Here is a 21,082-nt window from a genome sequence, read left to right on the forward strand (position 1 = left end):
ACGATTTTATTGCTCTGAGCAGGCTGCTTGCGCGGTCGGCACCCGTCGACGCGGCGCCTCGCGCGTGCGCTTTGCATGCGATGCGCGCAGCGCCTGCCGCGTCGTTCGCCTGCCTTCTTTCCTCGGTTACAATCGCCGCATGCGAATCCTACTCAGCAATGACGACGGCTATCTGGCGCCCGGCCTTGCCGCGCTTTACGAAGCGCTCAAGCCGATCGCGGACGTCACCGTGATGGCCCCCGAGCAGAACTGCAGCGGCGCGTCGAACTCCTTGACCTTGTCGCGGCCGCTCTCGGTGCTGCGCTCGGCGAACGGTTTCTACTACGTCAACGGCACGCCAACCGACTCGGTGCACATCGCGCTGACCGGCATGCTGGACCACACGCCGGACCTCGTGGTCTCGGGTATCAACAATGGCCAGAACATGGGCGAGGACACGCTGTATTCGGGCACCGTCGCCGCCGCCACCGAAGGCATCATGTTCGGCGTGCCGGCCATCGCTTTCTCGCTGGTCGACAAAGACTGGGTGCATCTCGAAGACGCCGCGCGTGTCGCCGCTGAGATCGTCGCGCACTACCTCGAGCAGCCGTTGCCGGGGCATCCGCTTCTGAACGTCAATATTCCGAACCTGCCGTACGAGCAACTCGACGGCTGGCATATCACCCGTCTCGGCAAGCGGCATCCGTCGCAGCCGGTGATCCGCCAGACCAACCCGCGCGGCGAACCGATCTACTGGATCGGGCCGTCGGGCAGCGCGCGCGATGCGAGCGAAGGCACCGATTTCCACGCTGTCGCGAACGGGCAGGTGTCGATTACGCCGTTGCAGCTCGACCTGACCCACACGCAAATGCTGCCCGCAGCGCGCGACTGGGCGCGCGCCGGCAGCGGCGCTTCATGACCAGCGAACGCGCAAAGCGCTTTCCGCTCGGCCTCGAGGATCTGGTGCGTGAACCGCGCCGGCCTGAAGGGCGTCCGGGCGAAGTGCGCGCGGCGGCGCTCGCCGCGGCTGCCGCGTTGAACGCGCGTCCGCAGCCGGCGAAGAACTCGCCGTCCGGTGTCGCGGGGAAGGCCCAGGCGAAGCTGCCGGCGAGGGCGCAGAGTCAGCCGCAAGCAATGTCGCAGGCATGGCCGCAGGCGAAGCCGTCGGCGAGCGTGCAGAGCCAACCGCACGCAACGTCGCAAGTAAAGCCGCCAGCGAAGGCACCGGCGAGTTCGTCGCTGAACGCATCGGTTAGCAGCCCGCCCAAGCCCCAAACCAGACAGCCCGCGAAACCGCCCGCACCAGCCGGCGTACATGGTTCTGCTGTGCGCGCCGCGCCAAAACCGGCACCGGTGAACAAGCCCGCCGTCAAACTCACCGAGCGCACCGCCGCGCCGAACGTCGCATTGAACGGCGCTTTGGCGCTGACGTCGGAACGGGTCCGCGAACGGATGGTCGAACGCCTGCGTGCGAACGGTGTGACCGATCAGCGCGTGTTGAACGCGATGTCGGTGGTGCCGCGTCACATGTTCGTCGACCCGGGCCTCGCGGCCCAGGCCTATGAAGATGCAGCGTTGCCGATCGGCCATCACCAGACGATCTCCAAGCCCTCTGTGGTTGCACGGATGATCGAACTGGCGGCCGCCGGCCGCGCGTTGAACACCGTGCTCGAAATCGGCACCGGCTGCGGCTATCAGGCGGCAGTGCTGAGCCAGGTCGCGCGTGACGTCTATTCGATCGAACGCATCAAGCCGCTGTCCGAACGCGCGAAGACGAACTTGCGTCCGCTGCGCATTCCGAACATCCGGTTGCATTACGGCGACGGTCGCCTGGGGTTGCCGTCGGCGGCGCCGTTCGATGCGATCGTGATCGCCGCCGCTGGCCTCGATGTACCGCAAGCATTGCTTGAACAACTCGCGATCGGCGGCCGTCTGGTCGCGCCGGTCGGCTCGCAGGAAGGCCAGAACCAGGTGCTGACTCTGGTCGAGCGCCTCGGACCCGCGCAGTGGCGCGAGTCGCGGCTTGATCGCGTTTTCTTTGTACCCTTAAAATCCGGAGTGATTTGACACCGATGAGTATGTTGCGCGCGATGCAAAGAACCAGACTGACTATCCCCATGACCGTAACCCAGCGTAGCGTGTGCGTGCTCGCCTTGTCCCTGTTGATGTCGGCTTGTGCGACCCGCCTCGATCAGGCGCCGGTTGTGGACCGCTCCGGCGGCGGTGCGCTCGGCACGCAAGCCGCGCAGCAGCCGGCCGTGCCGCTCGGACCGCCGCCGCCGGGCTACTATCGCGTGAAGCCGGGCGATACGCTGTACCGGATCGCGTTGGAAAACGGCCAGAACTACCGCGATATTTCGACGTGGAACAATCTCACCAACCCGAATCAGATCGAAGTCGATCAGTTGCTGCGCGTCGTGCCGCCGGGCGCGAACACTGCCGCACTGACGCCGGGCGTGTCGACGGCCCCGCTCGGCAACGGGGGCGTAGTGCAGAGCGCGCCGCTGGGCAGCACGCCGCCGGCAGCGGGCGGCGCGGCAGGCGTTGCGGCGCCGCCGATCTACGGCTCCACGACGAACAACGCCGCGTTGACGCCGCCGCCCGCGGCCGCCGCCAGCGATTCGAGCACCGGCGCCTCCGGCAACGTCGTCTTCGCATGGCCGGTGCGCGGGCCGATGCTCGGCACGTTCAACGATTCGACCAACAAGGGCATCAATATCGGCGGCGCGGCTGGCGATCCGGTCAAGGCTTCGGCGGATGGGCGTGTGGTTTATGCCGGAAATGGGCTGCGTGGTTACGGCAATCTAATTATCATCAAACATGATGCAACTTATCTCACCGCGTATGCACACAACCGCGCTTTGATGGTAAAAGAGGGGGACGCGGTGACCAAAGGGCAGAAGATCGCTGAGATGGGCAATAGTGATTCCGACCGCGTAATGTTGCATTTCGAAGTTCGCCGGCAGGGTAAACCTGTCGACCCACTGAAGTATTTGCCGCCGCAATAAGCGATACGACCATGCCGAAATCGAAGCGCCGCCTGCCGCAAGCCGAGTCTGAGACGATTAGCCGTGTGACGTCCGCTTCGGTGGAGGAAAGCGGCGCTTCGGAAGTCGAAGAAGAGATCGCAGAGGAGCGCGATCTCGACGAACGCCAGGGCAGCGCGGAAGAGGCCGGCGAGGCCCGCGAAGGCGCGAGCGAAGCCCCGCCCGACGCGGACGATTTCCGCGCGCTGCTGCAAGCCGAGCTGACGGCTGACACGATCCAGCATTACCTGAACCGCATCAGCGTCAAGCCGCTTCTGACCGTCGAAGAAGAGCAGAAGTATTCGCGTCTGGCGAAGGCGGGCGAGTTCGACGCGCGGCAGGTGATGATCGAGCGCAATTTGCGGCTTGTCGTCAGTATCGCGAAGGGTTACCTGAATCGCGGCGTGCCGCTGCTCGATCTGATCGAAGAGGGCAACCTCGGGCTGATGCACGCGATCGAGAAATTCGATCCCACCCGCGGCTTCCGTTTCTCCACGTATGCCACCTGGTGGATTCGCCAAAGCATCGAACGCGCGATCATGAACCAGGCGCGCACGGTGCGTTTGCCGGTGCACGTGATCCGTGAGCTCAATCAGGTGCTGCGCGCGAAGCGCCACCTGGAAAAGAATTCGATGAATTCCGGCGAGGCAGCCGAGCGCCGCGACGCCAGCATCGACGACATTGCCTATCTGACCGGCAAGACCACCGACGAAGTCACGGACATTCTGGCGCTGAACGAGCACACCGCGTCGCTCGACGCGCCGCTCGACCTCGACCCGGCAAGCAGCTTGCTCGATCTGCTTTCCGACGACCAAAGCCAGTCGCCGGATGCCGAAGTGCAGCACCGCGAGCTGGAAACGCTTACACGGGCATGGCTCGCGCGCCTGTCGGACAAGCACCGTCATGTGATCGAACGCCGCTTCGGGCTGAACCACATCGAGCCCGCCACGCTTGAAGAGCTGGCCGACGAAATGGGCCTCACGCGTGAGCGTGTGCGCCAGATCCAACAGGAAGCGCTGGTGCGGCTCAAGCGCTTCTTTGCCTCCAACGGTGTGCGCAAGGACGCCGTTCTCTAACCTGATGACACCGATTCTTGTTTTCGACATCGAGACGATTCCCGATGTCGCCGGCATTCGCCGCCTCGAAGATTTGCCTGCCACGCTGAGCGACGCCGAAGTCGCCGAGCACGCCTTTGCGGCGCGCCGCGAAAAGACCGGCAGCGATTTCCTGCCGCACCACCTGCAGCGGATCGCCGCGATTTCCTGCGTGTTCCGTGACAACAACGGCTTCCGGGTGCGCTCGCTCGGCACGCTGGAAGACGGTGAGGCGGCGCTCGTGCAGTCGTTTTATCGCGTGATCGAGAAGTACACGCCGCAGCTGGTGTCGTGGAACGGCGGTGGGTTCGACCTGCCGGTGCTGAACTATCGCGCGCTCGTCAACGGCATTCCGGCCTACCGGTTTTGGGACCTCGGCGAGGACGACCGCGAGTTCAAGTGGAACAACTACATCAGCCGCTATCACGCGCGTCACACCGATCTGATGGACGTGCTGGCGATGTATCAGGCGCGCGCCAATGCGCCGCTCGACGCGCTCGCCAAGATGTGCGGTTTTCCCGGCAAGATGGGCATGGACGGCAGTCAGGTGTGGCATGCGTACCAGCAAGGCCAGATCGAGGAGATCCGCAATTATTGCGAGACCGATGTCGTCAATACGTATCTGCTGTATTGCCGCTTCCAGCTGATCCGCGGCGCGTTTTCGCCCGAAGAGTACGCGGACGAGATCAATCTGGTCAAAAATGCGCTGGCGCTGGAAACGGCGCCGCAATGGGCCGAGTATCTGGCTGCATTCGACCAGTAGCCTGCTTGCCCGTCTTGTAACGAAACGGATTGCCGCGCGTGCCGAATCCTTGGCAAGGCGGCGCTTCGTCTACAATCTCGCCTTTCCCCCAAGTTTGTCAGGAAGTCGCAGGTGTCCCGAACTGCCCCCCAACGCCGCTCGCCGAAGCGCCAGAAGGCGCCCGCTCCGGCGAAAGCGCACGTCATTACCGGCACTGAGCCGGTCATCGAAATCGTTTCGCTCGACATGGAAGCGCGCGGTGTAGGCCGCATCGAGAGCGAAGACGGCACGCCCGGCAAGGTAGTTTTTGTCGAAGGCGCATTGCCGGGCGAGCGTGTCAGCTACACGACGCATCGCAGCAAGCCGAAATTCGAGCAGGCCGAGGTGGTCCAGGTGTTCCGCGAAAGCGTGCTTCGCACCCGGCCGAAATGCGTCTACTTCGATATCTGCGGCGGTTGTTCGATGCAGCATCTCGATATCCGCGCCCAGATTGCCGTCAAGCAGCGCGTGCTCGAAGACAATTTCCAGCATCTGGCGAAGCTGCGTCCGGAGACGGTGTACCGGCCAATTCACGGGCCGGCGTGGGGATACCGCTACCGCGCGCGTCTGGCGGTGCGCTATCTGCCGGAAAAGGGCGGCATGCGGATCGGCTTCTACGAGAAGAACAGCAGCCACATCTCCGACATGAAGACCTGCGAGGTGCTGCCGCCGCATATTTCGGCCATGCTGATGCCGCTGCGTTTCATGGTCCGCAAGCTGTCGATTTACGATCGCATGCCGCAGATCGAGCTTGCGGTCGGCTCGTCGGTCACCGCGCTGGTGCTGCGCCATCTCGCGCCGATCACCGCGGCTGACGAACAGGTGCTGCGCGATTTCGCCGACGAACACAAGATCCAGTGGTGGTTGCAGCCGGGCGGGCCTGACACAGTCACGCCGTTCTATCCACTCGACGTGCAGCTCGACTACACGCTGCCGGAATTCAACATCCGGATGCCGTTCAAGCCGACCGATTTCACCCAGGTGAATCATGCGATCAATCGCGTGCTGGTGAGCCGCGCGCTGCGTCTGCTGGCGCCGGCCCGTACGGACCGCGTGCTCGATCTGTTCTGCGGCATCGGCAACTTCACGCTGCCGCTCGCCCGGATTTCGAAGGAAGTGGTGGGTATCGAAGGCAGCGAGGTGCTGACTTCGCGCGCGCTGGCCAATGCTGAACTGAATGGCGTGGCGGGTCATACGTCGTTCGCCTGCCGCAACCTGTTCGAAGTCACCGCCGACGACATGCGCGCGCTCGGTCATTTCGACAAGTTCCTCATTGACCCGCCGCGCGAAGGCGCGCTGGCCGTCGCCAAGGCACTCGTGGAGATTGCGCAAAGCGGCAATGGGCCGCTGCCCACGCGTATCGTCTACGTGTCGTGCAACCCGGCGACGCTCGCACGCGATGCAGACCAGCTGGTGCACGAGGCCGGCTATCGGCTGGTGGGCGCGGGTGTGGTGAACATGTTCCCGCACACCTCACACGTGGAGTCGATTGCGTTGTTCGAGCGGGACTGAGAGAGATTGTTGCCAGCTTGTGCTGCATAGGTTGGCGGCGCGCGCGGCACAAACAGAAACGCCACGACCGAGGTCGTGGCGTTTCTGTTTTAAAGCTTTATGCTGAAGGCGTTCGGCCGAGGCTTAGAACTGCCACCACGACTTTTCCTTACCCGGCCTTGCACGGCCCGTGATGTACGGGCTGTCGGGGAAGGTGCCGGCCAGAATGCGCTTCGTGTCGTCGGCCAGTTGCGGCTGATTGAGCCTCTCGTACGACAGCATCATGATGTGCAGTGCGTCTTCGATAGCCGGCGCGTTCTTGTATTCCTTCAACGCCAGCTGCGCGCGGTTGATCGCGGCGACGTAGGCGCCACGGCGGTAGTAATAATCCGCCGCATGGACTTCGTGCGACGCCAGCGCGTTCACGATATAGCGCATGCGTTGCGCGGCGTCCGGCGCATACTTGCTGTTCGGGTACTTGTCGACCACGACCTTGAACGCGTCATACGACTGGCGCAGCGACACCGGATCGCGCTCGCTCATGTCCTGGCCGGAAAAGCGGCCGAACAGACCGAGGTCGTCATTGAAGTGGATCATGCCCTTCAGGTAGTACGCGTAGGCGATGTCCGGGTGATCCGGGTGCAACTGGATGAAGCGGTCGATCGCCTGGTCGGCGGCGGCGTTTTCGTTATCTTTCCAGTTGCAATACGCGACGTTGATCTGCGCTTGCTGGGCAAAGTGGCCGAACGGATCGCGGCCTTCGAGCATTTCGAAATACTTGGCGCACTTGCCAAAATCACCGCCGCTCAGAGCGTCGTTCGCCTCCGTATATAATTTGTTGTTGTTCCACGTAGCCGTCTCATCGGTCTTTTCCGGCAGGCCGTGACAAGCCGCAACAACGGCAACGGCCGCGGCGCACGCAATGTATCCGGCCACTTTCCGGGCCGCCTTCTTGATGGCCGCCAAATTGATCGCCGCTTTAGTGATGGTGTTCAAGGCTCGCATTTTCCAGTCTAGCTTTACGTCCAGGTGACCCAGACTCAATGACCCGCTCAAATACTCCAGGCGCCGCTACCGGTGCCGGGAATAGCAACAAAGATTATAGCGTAAGCGCTGACCCCTCCGACGCGTTGGGCGTCGATTCCCTTGACGACGATCTCGGCAGCGACGCGCTCGCCGCCGCCGGCCCGCAAAGCCTGGTGCCGACGGTGGCGAGCCGCGTGGCGGACGAGACGCCGCGCAGCGTTGTCGTGCCCGACGAACTGGCTGGCGAACGCCTCGACAAGGTGCTCGCGCGAATCTTTCCGGAGTTTTCACGCAACCGGCTGCAAAGCTGGATCGAGTCGGAGCGGGTGCGCATCGACGGCAAGCCGGCAAAGATCCGTCAGCCGGTGGCGCTTGGCGCGACCATCGAGCTCGTGCCCGATCTGCTGCCCGAGCAACTGGCGTTCACGCCCGAGCCGGTCCCGCTCGAGATCGTCTACGAGGACGACACCCTGGTGGTCATCAACAAGCCGGCCGGCATGGTTGTGCATCCGGCGGCCGGCAACTGGAGCGGCACGGTGCTGAACGGCCTGCTGTATCGCTACGGCGATGCCGCGGCAGGCTTGCCGCGTGCCGGTATCGTGCATCGGCTGGACAAGGAGACTTCCGGTCTGATGGTGGTGGCGCGCACTCTCGAGGCGCAGACCGACCTCGTGCGCCAGCTTCAGGCGCGCACGGTCAAGCGCCGTTACCTCGCGCTGGTGTGGGGCAACATGCCCGAGGAAGGCACGATCGACGCGCCGATCGGCCGCGATCCGCGCGAACGCACGCGCATGGCGGTGGTGACGAGCGCATCGGGCAAAGCCGCGCGCACGCATTTCCGACGCGTGGATACGGCGATCTGGCAGCGTCAGCCGGTCACCGCGATTCATTGTGATCTGGAAACCGGACGCACCCATCAGATTCGCGTGCATTGCGCGCATATCGGCCATCCGCTGCTCGGCGATCCGGTTTATGGACGCGCACGCGGCAAGCGCTCGGTCACGCCGCTGCCGGACGGTTTCGCGCGTCAGGCGTTGCATGCGTGGCGTCTCGGCCTGATCCATCCGCAAACCGGCCGCACCATGCAATGGCGCGCCGATGCACCGGAAGACATGCAGGTGCTGTCGGCGGCGCTCGGTCTCGGGCGCGACGACGCGGGCGAGTTCGACGAGACGTACTACGAGGAAGACGACTACAACGCCTCGCTGGACGAGGATGTCGATGAAGGCGACGCATACGACGAAAGCGACGAAGACGACCAAAGCGGTGCACACGAAGAAGACGACGAACACGAAGGCAAAGACGAAGACGAACCCGACGAACACCCCAAGGACGGTCACGCATGAGCTTGCCCGAGCTGAGCTTTGCCGAGGTTGTGCAACCGGCATGGAACGTATCGCCGCGTGTGCGCGCGCTCGTCACCACGCGCAACGGCGGCGTGAGCGAGCCGCCGTTCGGCCGCTGGCAGGATGGCGCGGAGCGGTCCGGCGGTTTGAATCTGGGGGTGAAAGCCGGTGACGATCCCGTCGCGGTCGCCACCAATCGCGCACGGCTGCTGAGTCTGGCAGGCGTCGGCGAGGCCGCGTGGCTCGAACAGATTCACGGCGCGGGCATCGTGCGCGCCGAGGATGCGCTTCGCCAGATTCACTCAAGCGGCACGCCGATACGCGCCGATGCCAGCGTCACCGATCGGCCCGGCACGGTATGCGTCGTGATGGTGGCCGATTGCATGCCGGTGCTGTTGTGCGACGAAGCGGGGCGCGCAGTCGGTGCGGCTCATGCCGGCTGGCGCGGGCTGGCCGCGGGCATCGTCGAACAGACGGCGGAGCGCGTCGCCGGGCTCGCCGGCGTGGCGCCCGCATCGTTGCATGCCTATCTCGGCCCGGCGATCGGGCCCAGCGCATTCGAGGTGGGCGCAGATGTGCGTGACGCCTTCATGAACGGCGTGGATGGCGCACAACGCGAGGCCACGGCGAATGCCTTCGTTACGCATCCGCAAAACCCCGGCAAATATCTGGCCGATCTTGCTGCACTTGCGCGCTTGCGTTTGCAGCGGCTCGGTGTAACGCGCGTGGTCGGCGGTGATCTTTGTACGGTCACGCAACGTGAGCGTTTCTATTCCTATCGCCGCGACCGTGAGACTGGCCGCATGGCCGCGCTGATCTGGCTGGACGATCAGGCGCAGACGATTGCGGATTGAGCGGGCGCCCGCCGCGGCGTCTTGTCTACGAGCCCGCGTATGAGGGTTTATTCGGAGGTGTCGGATGCTTTTTTGCTGCACTGCCGGAATTCGCCGCGCATGCGTAGATCTGCCGCCAAAAGTGTCCGCGGGCGAACGGATAAACACACATAAACCCACGCAATACGGGAGCTTTTTTCGCTTGCAGCGGCACCGATCAACCCCTGTTCGAAAAGCGCGATCTGCTACACAGGGAAAACGATAATTAAAAAACTATCGCACTGCGGCAAAATCGGGAACAAGCATTGACATGCCTTGCGATGGGGAGCAAGAATGTTCCTCACAGCTCCTCGTACATGGGACAGGGCGTGACGAGGTCGCGAGCAATCGCCCACGTGCGCATGAACCTGCCTCTCAACCCGTCCGCAAGGACTTACCGGTCAAAAGCAGGTATGGCAGCTCCACATTCCTCAGCTTCCCCCAGCACGGACTCCTCGAAGGAGCAGACGCAGCAGGCCGGTGCGAGCGGCGCGACACCGGCCGCAGGCATGCAGCAGTTATTCGACGCGTGGATGAACGCATGGCGTTCGCTCGGCACGCCGCCCGGCGGCAATGGCATGCCTTTCCCGATGCCTCAGATGCCGCAAATGGGCATCCCTCAAATGCCGCAAATGGGTCTGCCGCAGATGCCGTCATTCCCAGGCATGCCTGATTTCAGCAAACTGGCTGCTGGGTCGCTGCCGTCACTACCTTCATTCGCCGGACTGAATGTTCCGAGCGCCGCGATTCCCTCGGAGCGTCTGCAAAAACTGCAAGCCGACTATTCGCGCGAGGCGATGGAACTGATCCAGCAGGCCACCAGCTCCGCGACCAGGGCGCCCGAACTCAAGGACCGCCGCTTCAGTTCCGACGCGTGGAGCTCAGCGCCGGCCTATGCATTCACCGCCGCCTGGTATCTGTTGAATGCGCGCTATCTGCAGGAAATGGTCGACGCGCTCGAAACGGAACCGAAGGTGCGCGAGCGTATCCGTTTCGCCGTTCAGCAGTGGACCGCGGCCGCATCGCCGAGCAACTTCTTCGCATTGAATCCGGAAGCGCAAAAGACCTTGCTGGATAGCCAGGGTGAGAGCTTGCGGCAGGGCGTGATGAATCTGCTGGGCGACTTGCAGCGCGGCAAGATTTCGCAGACGGACGAATCCGGTTTCGTGGTCGGCGAAAATCTTGCGAACACTGAAGGTTCGGTGGTGTTCGAGAACGAGCTGATGCAGCTGATCCAGTACAAGCCGCACACGGCGACCGTGCGTGAACGGCCGCTCCTGATCGTGCCGCCTTGCATCAACAAGTTCTACATCCTCGATTTGCAACCGGAGAACTCGCTGGTCGCGCATGGGCTCGATTCGGGGCATCAGGTGTTTCTGATTTCGTGGCGCAACGCGGACGCGTCGATCGCCAGCAAGACGTGGGACGACTACATCGGCGAGGGCGTGCTCAAGGCAATCGACACGGTCAGCAAGATCAGCGGCCGCGAGCAGATCAACACGCTCGGTTTCTGCGTCGGCGGCACCATGCTCGCCACGGCGCTGGCCGTGGCAGCCTCGCGCGGCGAACATCCGGCTGCGTCGATGACCTTGCTCACTGCGATGCTCGATTTCTCGGACACAGGCGTGCTCGACGTGTTCGTCGACGAGGCGCACGTTCAGATGCGCGAGCAGACCATTGGCGGCAAGAACGGTGGCACACCGGGATTGATGCGCGGCATCGAATTCGCCAACACCTTCTCGTTCCTGCGGCCGAACGATCTGGTGTGGAACTACGTCGTCGACAATTACCTCAAGGGTCGCACGCCGGTGCCGTTCGACCTGCTGTACTGGAACAGCGATTCGACCAGTCTGCCGGGACCAATGTATGTCTGGTATCTGCGCAATACGTACCTCGAGAATCGTCTGCGCGAGCCGGGTGCGTTGACCACCTGCGGCGAACCGGTCGACCTTTCGAAGATCGACGTGCCCACCTTCATCTACGGCTCGCGCGAAGACCATATCGTGCCGTGGCAAACCGCTTATGCGTCGGTGCCGTTGCTCGCGGGGCCGCTGAAGTTCGTGCTGGGCGCATCGGGACATATCGCGGGTGTGATCAATCCGCCGGCGAAGAAAAAGCGTAATTACTGGACGCTGGAAGGCGACGCCAGGACGCTGCCGGAAAGCGCCGACGAATGGCTCGATCAGGCGGCCGAAGTGCCCGGCAGCTGGTGGCCCGAATGGACTACATGGCTCGACCAGTATGGCGGCAAGAAAGTGAAGCCGCGCGCCGCGGCCGGCTCCGCCGAATTCCCTGTGATCGAGCCGGCGCCGGGACGCTATGTGCGGCAGCGCGAGTAAGTGTGCGCGCACCTGAAGGTGTGGTTGATCTGGCGGTATGAATGCGCGTTCGCGTGAACAAGGACGCAGGAGCAACAAGATTTTTAACTTGACGGGCTGCGGTGTATTCAGCCGATGTGCCCGGAGGATATGGAAATGACTGATGTTGTGATCGTATCGGCCGCCCGTACGGCAGTAGGTAAATTCGGTGGGTCGCTGGCGAAGATCGCCGCGCCCGAACTCGGCGCAACGGTGATTCGCGCCGTACTCGAACGGGCTGGTCTGAAGCCTGAGCAGGTCAGCGAAGTCATTCTGGGGCAGGTGCTGACGGCGGGCTCGGGCCAGAACCCGGCACGTCAATCGCTGATCAAGGCAGGGCTGCCCGCGGCCGTGCCGGGCATGACGATCAACGTGGTGTGCGGCTCGGGCCTGAAGTCCGTGATGCTGGCGGCCAACGCGATCATCGCGGGCGATGCCGACATCGTGATTGCCGGCGGTCAGGAAAACATGAGCGCCGCACCGCACGTGCTGCCGGGCTCGCGCGACGGTTTCCGCATGGGCGACGCGAAGCTGATCGACTCGATGATCGTCGACGGCCTGTGGGATGTCTACAACCAGTACCACATGGGTGTGACGGCTGAGAACGTCGCCAGGGAATACGGCATCACACGCGAGCAGCAGGACGCGTTTGCGGCGCTGTCGCAGAACAAGGCGGAAGCCGCGCAGAAGTCGGGCCGTTTCAACGACGAAATCGTGCCGGTCGAGATTCCGCAACGCAAGGGCGAGCCGCTGCGTTTCGCAACCGACGAGTTCGTGCGTCACGGCGTGACGGCTGAGGCCCTGGCGGGTCTGAAGCCGGCGTTCTCGAAGGAAGGCTCGGTGACGGCGGCCAATGCGTCGGGTCTGAACGACGGCGCGGCGGCGGTGCTGGTGATGTCGGCGAAAAAGGCCGAGGCGCTCGGCCTCACGCCGCTCGCGCGCATCAAGGCGTACGCCACCTCGGGTCTGGATCCGAAGGTGATGGGCATGGGCCCGGTGCCGGCCTCGCGCCGTTGCCTCGAACGTGCGGGCTGGACGCCGGCCGATCTGGACCTGATGGAAATCAACGAGGCGTTTGCCGCCCAGGCCTGCGCTGTGAATCAGCAAATGGGCTGGGACACGTCGAAGATCAACGTGAACGGTGGCGCGATTGCTATCGGGCATCCGATCGGTGCGTCCGGCGCCCGGATTCTCGTCACGCTGCTGCACGAAATGCAGAAGCGCGATGCGAAGAAGGGTCTGGCGTCGCTGTGTATCGGCGGTGGCATGGGTGTCGCGCTGGCGCTCGAACGCGCTTAACGGGCCTGGTAGAGCGCCTGGAAGCGGACTCAAGCCGCTTGAGAGGATTCTGGCAGGCGGTAAGCAGGATTGCCGCGCGTCACAGTTGCGAGGCAGCAGGTGGCGCGCGGTGAGTAGTGGCCTCGTCGGCCGGTCGCCCGGCGGCAGTGGAGATGAAGCACCAGGCGAGGGAAGAGGCAGCCGGTCGGCGCCTCGAAAACGAAAAACGGAGTGTGGTTTATGACACAGCGAATTGCGTACGTAACGGGCGGGATGGGTGGCATCGGCACGAGCATTTGCCAACGGCTGCACAAAGAGGGCTTCAAGGTCGTTGCAGGTTGCGGCCCGAACTCGCCGCGCCGCGTGAAGTGGCTCGAAGAGCAGAAGGCGCTCGGCTATGATTTCATCGCGTCCGAAGGCAACGTCGGCGATTGGGAGTCCACCAAGGCGGCGTTCGACAAGGTCAAGGCCGAAGTCGGCGAGATCGACGTGCTGGTGAACAATGCCGGTATTACGCGCGACGTCGTGTTCCGCAAGATGACGCACGAAGACTGGACGGCGGTGATCGACACCAACCTGACCAGCCTGTTCAACGTCACCAAGCAGGTGATCGACGGCATGGTCGAGCGCGGCTTCGGACGCGTCATCAACATCTCGTCGGTGAACGGCCAGAAAGGGCAATTCGGCCAGACCAACTACTCGACCGCGAAGGCCGGCATTCACGGCTTCACGATGTCGCTGGCGCAGGAAGTGGCCACCAAAGGCGTGACGGTCAACACCGTGTCGCCAGGCTACATCGGCACGGATATGGTCAAGTCGATCCGCCCGGACGTGCTGGAAAAGATCGTTGCGACGATTCCGGTGCGCCGTCTCGGCCAGCCGCAGGAAATCGGCTCGATCGTGGCATGGCTCGCCTCGGATGAATCGGGTTTCTCCACGGGCGCGGATTTTTCGCTGAATGGCGGTTTGCATATGGGCTGAGTCATCGGCGCGCCGCTCATAAGGCAGCGTGCTTCTGCTCAGATGGTTCCGGCGGCGTCTCGACTGTGCAATTGCCCGATTGTGCAGCCGGCATGACGCCGTTTCCGCGCTCAACTCGCGCTCAAAGGCGTTACATGACCACTACTACAAAGAAAACAGCCGAACGATTGATCAAGAAGTATCCGAATCGTCGACTCTACGATACCGAGACAAGCACATACATCACGCTGACGGACGTCAAGCAGCTCGTGTTGGATCAGGAGGATTTCAAGGTCATCGATGCGAAGAGCAACGAGGACCTCACGCGTGCCATCCTGTTGCAGATCATTCTCGAAGAAGAGAGCGGCGGCTTGCCGATGTTCTCGTCGTCGATGCTGTCGCAGATCATCCGTTTCTATGGCCATGCGATGCAGGGCATGATGGGCACGTATCTGGAGAAGAACATCCAGGCCTTCATCGACATTCAGGCGAAGCTCGCCGACCAGTCGAAGAACCTGTATGAAGGCAAGGCAATGAACCCCGAGGTCTGGTCGCAATTCATGAACATGCAGGCCCCCATGATGCAGGGCATGATGACCAGCTATATCGAGCAGTCGAAGAACATGTTCGTGCAGATGCAGGAGCAGATGCAGAACCAGGCGAAATCGATGTTCGCCACGTTCCCGTTCACGCCAGGTGGACCGGTGAACGCGGCTGGTGCACCGGTCGCGCCGGCTAATCCGCAAACCAATCCGGAGCCGGAGAAGAAGTAGCGGCGCAGCGCGACGCCGAGACAGCGCGCATCGCTATGCGGTCGTTTCAGGCAGCGGTAGGCGGGAGCGTACGTCGCGTGCCAAGGTGCCACCGGTTGGTACCGTCGTGGTTCGCGCCCGAGCGAAAGCGGGCGGGCGCGGGCACGAGCGTGGCGCGCGGTACAATCGGGGTTGCTTGCGGCGTCACTACCGGCAAGGTGTTGCCTTCACGGCCCCTCGTGATTCACCGTGAGCCCTCATGAAGCTGAGGGTCGCGCGCCGCTCAGCTTCGCCGCTCCGTCCTTGTTGGTCGCCACCGCTATCCGCCCGCCCCATCTATGCCGCGAACCCCTTTTCCAACCGCGTCCATGCCTTCGATTCCGTGGCCCGGATTTTTCCGCCTTGGTTGACCGGATGATTCGCAAAGACAGCCGCTGCGTGGTGCCCGCGTGAGCCGGCTGTTCCTTGCCCCGATGGAAGGGCTCGCGGACTACGTGTTGCGCGACGTGCTGACCCGTACAGGCGGATTCGACGGGTGCGTGTCCGAGTTTGTCCGGGTGACGGGCTCGGTGCTTCCCGAGCGTGTCTACGAGAGGGACACGCCCGAAGTCCTCTACGGAGGCCGTACCCCTGGCGGCACGCCGATGGTGATTCAATTGCTCGGTAGCGATCCGGAATGGATGGCGCTGAATGCGGCCCAGGCGGCCAGTTTGTCGCCGCATGGACTCGATCTGAACTTCGGTTGTCCCGCCAAAGTCGTCAACCGGCACGGTGGCGGCGCGATGTTGCTGGCGCACCCTGAACAGCTGAACCGGATCGTTTCGTCCGTTCGCGCGGCGGTGCCTGCCGGCATCGCCGTGACAGCAAAAATGCGGCTCGGCGTGTCCGACACTTCGCTCGCAATCGAATGCGCGACAGCGCTGGCGGAAGGTGGCGCGGCCTCTCTCGTGGTCCATGCCAGGACGCGTGACCATGGCTACCGGCCGCCGGCGCACTGGGAGTGGATCGCGCGTATCGACGCAGCCGTGGACGTGCCCGTCATTGCCAACGGAGAAGTCTGGACCGTGGCCGACTGGGGCCGGTGCCGGGCGGTCAGCGGCTGCACGGATGTGATGATCGGGCGCGGCGCCGTGTCGGATCCTTTCCTCGCCCTGCGGATACGCGGACTGATGGACCGGACGCCTTCCGGCGAGGAATGGCCGGCCGTGCTGAGCCATCTCGCCGATTACCTGAAAAAACTGCAAGCCCGCGTCGCGGCCCGCCATGAGCACGGACGCGTCAAAATGTGGCTGAGCTATCTGAAGCGGACCTGGCCGCAGGCCGCCGAACTGCATGCAGCCATCCGGCGCCTGCATGATTCGCGTGAGATTCTTGAGGTGATCGAGCACGCGCTGGGGTTCAATGGCGTAATGCCGGCTCACCGACGTGCGATTCCGGGCTTGCCCGATCCGGGCGCGCCTCACCACTTGGCCGGCTGCATGGTCGTTAGCGCGGTACAATAAACGGTTATGCGCGCGGGACGTTGTCGGGTCGTGGTCTTTGTCACCATCGGACCTTGGCGTTGCCGCACGGTCCCCATTTGTCGCTATTGTCACCGCTATACGCCGGACCCCACCTATGTCGCAGACCATTTCTCCCGCCGTGCCGAGCCCTTCTACGCCGAAGGTCGGTTTCGTCAGCCTCGGCTGCCCTAAAGCGCTCGTCGATTCCGAACAGATCATCACGCAGTTGCGCGCCGAGGGCTACGAAATCTCCGGCACCTACGACGGCGCGGACCTCGTGGTCGTCAATACGTGCGGCTTCATCGACGAAGCGGTGCAGGAAAGCCTCGACGCGATCGGCGAAGCGCTCAGCGAAAACGGCAAGGTGATTGTCACGGGCTGCCTGGGTGCCAAGCAGAGTGCAAGCGGCTCTAACCTGATCGAAGAAGTGCATCCGAAGGTACTGGCCGTGACCGGCCCGCATGCGCTCGGCGAAGTGATGCAGGCGGTGCACAATCATCTGCCGAAGCCGCACGATCCGTTCACCGATCTGGTGCCGGCCGCGGGCGTGAAGCTCACGCCGCGCCACTACGCATACCTGAAAATTTCCGAAGGCTGTAATCATCGCTGCACGTTCTGCATCATCCCGTCGATGCGCGGCGACCTCGTGTCGCGCCCGGTCGCCGAGGTCATGCTCGAAGCGGAGAACCTGTTCAAATCCGGCGTGAAGGAACTGCTGGTGATTTCGCAGGACACGAGCGCCTATGGCGTCGATGTCAAATACCGCACGGGGTTCTGGAACGGCAAGCCGATCAAGACGCGCATGACCGATCTGGTCGGCGCGCTCGGCGAGCTCGCGGCGCAATACGGCGCATGGGTGCGTTTGCATTACGTGTATCCCTATCCGAGCGTCGACGAAGTCATCCCGATGATGGCCGAAGGTCCGTTCAAGGGCCATGTGCTGCCATACCTCGACGTGCCGTTCCAGCATGCGCATCCGGAAGTTCTGAAGCGCATGAAGCGTCCGGCCAACGCCGAGAAGGTGATGGAGCGCGTGAAGGCATGGCGTGAAATATGCCCTGATCTGACGATCCGCAGCACGTTCATCGCCGGCTTTCCGGGCGAGACCGAGGAGCAATTCCAGACGCTGCTCGATTTCATCCGCGAGGCGGAACTGGATCGGGTGGGCTGCTTTGCTTACTCGCCGGTCGAAGGCGCGAGCGCCAACGAACTCGACGGCGCATTGCCCGACGAAGTGCGTGAAGAACGCCGCGCGCGTTTCATGGAAGTCGCCGAAGAAGTATCGGCCAAACGGATCGCGAAAAAGGTCGGCAAGACGCTGAAAGTGCTGGTCGACGAGATCAATGCCGACGGCGGCATCGGCCGCACGGCGGCGGATGCGCCCGAGATCGACGGTGTCGTGTATATCGCACCGGCCACCAAGGCGTCGAAGCGCTACAAGGTCGGCGATTTCGTTTCGGTGAAGATCACCGGCGCCGACGGTCATGATCTGTGGGGCGAGGTTTAAGCGATGACGGTGAGTACGACTGACACGCCCGAAGGCTTGACCCCGGACGGCCGGCGCCCGGATGCCCGGCGCCCGGATGCCCGGCGCCCGGATAGCCGGCGCCCCGAAATCCTCGCGCTCGGCGAGGCCATGATCGAGTTCAACCAGTCGTCTAAAGAGCAGCCGAACTATCTGCAAGGCTTCGGCGGCGATACGTCGAACTTCTGCATCGCGGCGGCACGGCAGGGCGCGAAGACCGGTTTCGTGTCGGCTGTCGGCAGCGATCATTTCGGGCGTCTGTTGATCGATCTGTGGGAACGCGAGCAGGTCGAGACGTCGCTCGTGCGGATCGATCCCCATGCGCCCACCGGCGTCTATTTCGTTTCGCACGGCCCCGTTGGCCATGCGTTCGACTATCTGCGCGCGGGTTCGGCCGCGAGCCGCTACGCGCCGCACGATCTTCCGCTCGATGCGATCGCCGCGGCCAAGGTCATCCACCTGTCCGGCATCAGCCTCGCGATCAGTTTGAGCGCCTGCGACGCAGCATTGGCGGCGATCGCGCAGGCGCGCGCGAACGGTGTGCGCGTGAGTTTCGACACCAATCTGCGCCTGAAGCTGTGGCCGCTCGCGAGGGCGCGCGCGGTGATGCTAGAAGCCATTCGCCAAACCGACATTTGCCTGCCGAGCTGGGACGACGTCACCGAACTCACCGGCTTGACCGGCCGTGACGAGATCGTCGACTTTCTGCTGTCTCACGGCCCGCGTGTCGTCGCACTCAAGCTCGGCAAGGAAGGCGCGTACATCGCCACGCCTCACGAGCGGCGCGTCGTGCCGGGCCACGTCGTCAACGCGGTCGATGCAACCGGCGCGGGCGACTGTTTCGGCGGCGCGTTCATCGCGCGTATCGTCGCGGGTGACGATCCTTTTCAAGCGGCGCGTTATGCGAACGTTGCCGCGGCGCTGTCCACGCAGGGTTACGGCGCGGTCGCGCCGATCCCTTCGCGCGCGACGGTCGAACAGTTGCTGGCGGGCTGATCACGAGGCGCCGGTACGCGTGGGGCGCGCGGGCCGCCATGGCAAGATCATCTTGAGAAACTGAAGAGAGGAGCGAGCGATGCAACGGGACGTAGTGGTGGTAAGCGGTGTGCGTACGGCGATCGGTGGTTTTGGCGGCAGTCTCAAGGATTTTCCGCCCACGGATCTTGGCGCACGCGTCGTGCGTGAGGCGCTGGCGCGCGCGAACGTGTCCGGCGACGAAGTCGGCCATGTGGTATTCGGCAACGTCGTGCATACCGAACCGAAAGACATGTATCTGGCGCGCGTGGCCGCGATCAACGGCGGCGTCGCGCAACACGCGCCCGCCTTGACCGTCAACCGCCTGTGCGGTTCGGGCTTGCAGGCCATCATTTCGGCCGCGCAAAGCGTGTTGCTCGGCGACGCTGACATCGCGATCGGCGGCGGTGCGGAAAACATGAGCCGCGCGCCGTATTCCATGCCGGCCGCGCGCTTCGGTCAGCGCATGGGCGATGCGCGCCTCGTCGACATGATGGTCGGCGCGCTGAACGACCCGTTCCAGTCGATCCATATGGGCGTGACCGCCGAGAATGTCGCGCGCAAATACGAGATCTCGCGCGAAACGCAGGATGCGCTCGCGCTCGAATCGCATCGTCGCGCGGCCAACGCGATTTCCGCTGGCTACTTCAAGGACCAGATCCTGCCGATCACGATTCCGTCGAAGAAGGGCGACGTCGTGTTCGATACGGATGAACACGCGCGCATGAACGCGACGGCTGAAGACTTCTCGAAGTTGAAGCCGGTGTTCGCCAAGGAAAACGGCACGGTGACCGCGGGTAACGCGTCGGGTATCAACGACGCCGCGGCAGCGGTCGTGCTGATGGAACGCAGCGTCGCTGAAAAGCGCGGCATCAAGCCGCTGGCGCGGCTGGTTTCGTACGCGCACGCAGGCGTCGATCCGGCGTACATGGGTATTGGCCCGGTGCCCGCCACGCGCAAGGCGCTCGAGCGCGCCGGCCTGACGGTCGCCGATCTGGATGTGATCGAAGCGAACGAGGCGTTTGCGGCGCAGGCGTGCGCGGTCAGCAAGGAACTCGGTTTCGATCCGGCCAAGGTCAATCCGAACGGTTCGGGCATTTCGCTCGGCCACCCGATCGGCGCGACCGGTGCACTGATCACCGTCAAGGCGTTGTATGAATTGCAGCGGGTCGGCGGCCGCTATGCGCTGGTGACGATGTGTATCGGCGGCGGGCAAGGTATCGCGGCGATCTTTGAACGGATCTGAGGCCGAAGCCGAAGCCGAAGGCGGGGCAACGCAGCGCGACGCCCCGATTCTCCCTGTCGAACGAAGTCCGACACCACGCCGATAGCAAACTCGTCTCGAGCAGCGCCAGGTAACAAGGAAAGAACGGATGCAGGAATCGAAAGCGATCAAGGGTGCGACGCACCGGCGTGCCTGGGCAGTCTCCCAGGGGCGCTTGCTTCAGGGCGTAGTGAGCGTGGCCGCCTTGCTGTGCGCCGGCGCCGGGGCTGTATTGCCCGCGCAGGCGTGGGCGGAAAGCGACGCGGTGAAGGAGTTGGCCGCACCCGCGCCGATTCAGTTGCCGCTCAAACCGAGCCCCGAATTCGCGAAGTTTCCGCGCTATGCCGGCATGCTCGGCTCGCGTCAGATCGTGCTGCGGCTTGGCGCGAAAACCGACGACCCGGCCGGTGTGCACGGCGAGTATCAGTACACCGATACCGGCGAAGTCATCCTGATCGCGGGAGACCGCGACGGCGACACGCTCGAAGTCGAGGAATCGAACGACGGCACCCATATCACCGGCAACTGGGTCGGCAAGTTTGCCGCCGACGGTTCGGTGGCGGGCGACCGGATGAACGTCGACGATTCCGACCCGCAGCCGTTCGATCTGAAGCCGCTGGCAGCGGGGCAGGCCGTGCCGGCTGCCGCGAAGGCGGCCGCGGCTGCGCAAGCGTCAGCAGCCGCGGGTGCGGCTGTGCCGACTTCGTCGCCCGCGGGGAACGGCCACGCTGTCGGCGGGGTCAGCAACCTGCAAATCGGCGAGTGAAGCACCGCCGCCCGCCTGACCGCTTGCGCGCTCTGCCAGGCGCAATTCT

At 63.7% G+C, this 21,082-nt stretch carries 18 protein-coding genes; 17 read left to right on the top strand and 1 reads right to left on the bottom strand.

The features are described 5' to 3' along the window. The first annotated feature begins 139 nt into the window (after window positions 1-139). From surE to rlmD, 6 genes are all read left to right on the top strand, one after another. On the top strand, window positions 140-898 hold the full coding sequence (gene surE / locus PQR53_RS17180; protein WP_323046864.1) for a 5'/3'-nucleotidase SurE: 759 nt from the start codon (window positions 140-142) through the stop codon (window positions 896-898). Next, entirely contained in the window at window positions 895-2,046 is a 1,152-nt protein-coding gene (locus PQR53_RS17185) for a protein-L-isoaspartate(D-aspartate) O-methyltransferase (RefSeq protein ID WP_408455997.1), read from the top strand. Before surE ends, PQR53_RS17185 begins: the two co-directional genes overlap by 4 nt. Window positions 2,047-2,051: 5 nt before the next feature. Further along, window positions 2,052-2,987 (top strand): peptidoglycan DD-metalloendopeptidase family protein, encoded by a 936-nt coding sequence (locus tag PQR53_RS17190; protein ID WP_408456000.1) that lies wholly within the window; start codon window positions 2,052-2,054, stop codon window positions 2,985-2,987. Between the two features lie 11 nt (window positions 2,988-2,998). Next, on the top strand, window positions 2,999-4,081 hold the full coding sequence (gene rpoS / locus PQR53_RS17195; protein ID WP_323046861.1) for an RNA polymerase sigma factor RpoS: 1,083 nt from the start codon (window positions 2,999-3,001) through the stop codon (window positions 4,079-4,081). 4 nt (window positions 4,082-4,085) lie between these two features. Then, complete coding sequence (locus PQR53_RS17200; protein WP_323046860.1) at window positions 4,086-4,862, top strand: 3'-5' exonuclease; 777 nt, start codon at window positions 4,086-4,088, stop codon at window positions 4,860-4,862. Window positions 4,863-4,973: 111 nt separating this feature from the next. Beyond that, the gene (gene rlmD / locus PQR53_RS17205; RefSeq protein ID WP_408456005.1) at window positions 4,974-6,392 is read left to right on the top strand and encodes a 23S rRNA (uracil(1939)-C(5))-methyltransferase RlmD; all 1,419 of its coding nucleotides are present in this window, start codon (window positions 4,974-4,976) and stop codon (window positions 6,390-6,392) included. 123 nt (window positions 6,393-6,515) lie between these two features. Here the strand turns inward: rlmD and PQR53_RS17210 are convergent, their stop codons facing one another. Continuing rightward, on the bottom strand, window positions 6,516-7,376 hold the full coding sequence (locus PQR53_RS17210; protein WP_408456008.1) for an outer membrane protein assembly factor BamD: 861 nt from the start codon (window positions 7,374-7,376) through the stop codon (window positions 6,516-6,518). Window positions 7,377-7,414: 38 nt separating this feature from the next. Between PQR53_RS17210 and PQR53_RS17215 the strand changes: the two genes are divergently transcribed. The 11 genes from PQR53_RS17215 (at window position 7,415) to PQR53_RS17265 (ending at window position 21,033) form a co-directional block, all read left to right on the top strand. Beyond that, window positions 7,415-8,743 carry an RluA family pseudouridine synthase gene (locus PQR53_RS17215; protein WP_408456010.1) on the top strand — a complete coding sequence of 443 codons (1,329 nt, stop codon included), beginning with the start codon at window positions 7,415-7,417 and terminating at the stop codon, window positions 8,741-8,743. Beyond that, complete coding sequence (pgeF, locus tag PQR53_RS17220) at window positions 8,740-9,597, top strand: peptidoglycan editing factor PgeF (RefSeq protein ID WP_408456012.1); 858 nt, start codon at window positions 8,740-8,742, stop codon at window positions 9,595-9,597. Before PQR53_RS17215 ends, pgeF begins: the two co-directional genes overlap by 4 nt. Before the next feature lie 527 nt (window positions 9,598-10,124). Beyond that, entirely contained in the window at window positions 10,125-11,954 is a 1,830-nt protein-coding gene (gene phaC / locus PQR53_RS17225) for a class I poly(R)-hydroxyalkanoic acid synthase (protein ID WP_408456263.1), read from the top strand. Between the two features lie 135 nt (window positions 11,955-12,089). Continuing rightward, window positions 12,090-13,271, top strand: a complete 1,182-nt coding sequence (locus tag PQR53_RS17230) for an acetyl-CoA C-acetyltransferase (RefSeq protein WP_408456015.1) — start codon at window positions 12,090-12,092, stop codon at window positions 13,269-13,271. Window positions 13,272-13,490: 219 nt separating this feature from the next. Beyond that, window positions 13,491-14,231, top strand: coding sequence for a 3-ketoacyl-ACP reductase (locus PQR53_RS17235; protein ID WP_054039485.1), 741 nt, complete (start codon window positions 13,491-13,493; stop codon window positions 14,229-14,231). A 134-nt stretch (window positions 14,232-14,365) separates the two neighbouring features. After that, a complete protein-coding gene (gene phaR / locus PQR53_RS17240; RefSeq protein ID WP_179731509.1) occupies window positions 14,366-14,983 on the top strand; it encodes a polyhydroxyalkanoate synthesis repressor PhaR in 618 nt (205 codons plus the stop codon). A 428-nt stretch (window positions 14,984-15,411) separates the two neighbouring features. Continuing rightward, window positions 15,412-16,464, top strand: coding sequence for a tRNA dihydrouridine synthase (locus tag PQR53_RS17245; protein ID WP_408456023.1), 1,053 nt, complete (start codon window positions 15,412-15,414; stop codon window positions 16,462-16,464). Window positions 16,465-16,579: 115 nt separating this feature from the next. Further along, on the top strand, window positions 16,580-17,971 hold the full coding sequence (rimO, locus tag PQR53_RS17250) for a 30S ribosomal protein S12 methylthiotransferase RimO (RefSeq protein WP_408456026.1): 1,392 nt from the start codon (window positions 16,580-16,582) through the stop codon (window positions 17,969-17,971). Between the two features lie 108 nt (window positions 17,972-18,079). After that, complete coding sequence (locus tag PQR53_RS17255) at window positions 18,080-18,985, top strand: sugar kinase (protein WP_408456266.1); 906 nt, start codon at window positions 18,080-18,082, stop codon at window positions 18,983-18,985. 79 nt (window positions 18,986-19,064) lie between these two features. Beyond that, complete coding sequence (gene bktB / locus PQR53_RS17260) at window positions 19,065-20,249, top strand: beta-ketothiolase BktB (RefSeq protein ID WP_408456029.1); 1,185 nt, start codon at window positions 19,065-19,067, stop codon at window positions 20,247-20,249. A gap of 127 nt (window positions 20,250-20,376) precedes the next feature. Beyond that, window positions 20,377-21,033 carry a hypothetical protein gene (locus PQR53_RS17265; RefSeq protein WP_408456032.1) on the top strand — a complete coding sequence of 219 codons (657 nt, stop codon included), beginning with the start codon at window positions 20,377-20,379 and terminating at the stop codon, window positions 21,031-21,033. Window positions 21,034-21,082: the final 49 nt, after the last annotated feature.

It is taken from the genome of Paraburkholderia fungorum (genome assembly GCF_046027605.1).
Classification (GTDB): domain Bacteria; phylum Pseudomonadota; class Gammaproteobacteria; order Burkholderiales; family Burkholderiaceae; genus Paraburkholderia; species Paraburkholderia fungorum_F.

Bases quoted from the DNA above. Each gene is read 5' to 3' on its own strand.
- surE (WP_323046864.1), top strand. From the start codon at position 140: ATGCGAATCCTACTCAGCAATGACGACGGCTATCTGGCGCCCGGCCTT.
- PQR53_RS17185 (WP_408455997.1), top strand. From the start codon at position 895: ATGACCAGCGAACGCGCAAAGCGCTTTCCGCTCGGCCTCGAGGATCTG.
- PQR53_RS17190 (WP_408456000.1), top strand. From the start codon at position 2,052: ATGAGTATGTTGCGCGCGATGCAAAGAACCAGACTGACTATCCCCATG.
- rpoS (WP_323046861.1), top strand. From the start codon at position 2,999: ATGCCGAAATCGAAGCGCCGCCTGCCGCAAGCCGAGTCTGAGACGATT.
- PQR53_RS17200 (WP_323046860.1), top strand. From the start codon at position 4,086: ATGACACCGATTCTTGTTTTCGACATCGAGACGATTCCCGATGTCGCC.
- PQR53_RS17210 (WP_408456008.1), bottom strand. From the start codon at position 7,376: ATGCGAGCCTTGAACACCATCACTAAAGCGGCGATCAATTTGGCGGCC.
- PQR53_RS17215 (WP_408456010.1), top strand. From the start codon at position 7,415: ATGACCCGCTCAAATACTCCAGGCGCCGCTACCGGTGCCGGGAATAGC.
- pgeF (WP_408456012.1), top strand. From the start codon at position 8,740: ATGAGCTTGCCCGAGCTGAGCTTTGCCGAGGTTGTGCAACCGGCATGG.
- phaC (WP_408456263.1), top strand. From the start codon at position 10,125: ATGCAGCAGTTATTCGACGCGTGGATGAACGCATGGCGTTCGCTCGGC.
- PQR53_RS17230 (WP_408456015.1), top strand. From the start codon at position 12,090: ATGACTGATGTTGTGATCGTATCGGCCGCCCGTACGGCAGTAGGTAAA.
- PQR53_RS17235 (WP_054039485.1), top strand. From the start codon at position 13,491: ATGACACAGCGAATTGCGTACGTAACGGGCGGGATGGGTGGCATCGGC.
- phaR (WP_179731509.1), top strand. From the start codon at position 14,366: ATGACCACTACTACAAAGAAAACAGCCGAACGATTGATCAAGAAGTAT.
- rimO (WP_408456026.1), top strand. From the start codon at position 16,580: ATGTCGCAGACCATTTCTCCCGCCGTGCCGAGCCCTTCTACGCCGAAG.
- bktB (WP_408456029.1), top strand. From the start codon at position 19,065: ATGCAACGGGACGTAGTGGTGGTAAGCGGTGTGCGTACGGCGATCGGT.
- PQR53_RS17265 (WP_408456032.1), top strand. From the start codon at position 20,377: ATGCAGGAATCGAAAGCGATCAAGGGTGCGACGCACCGGCGTGCCTGG.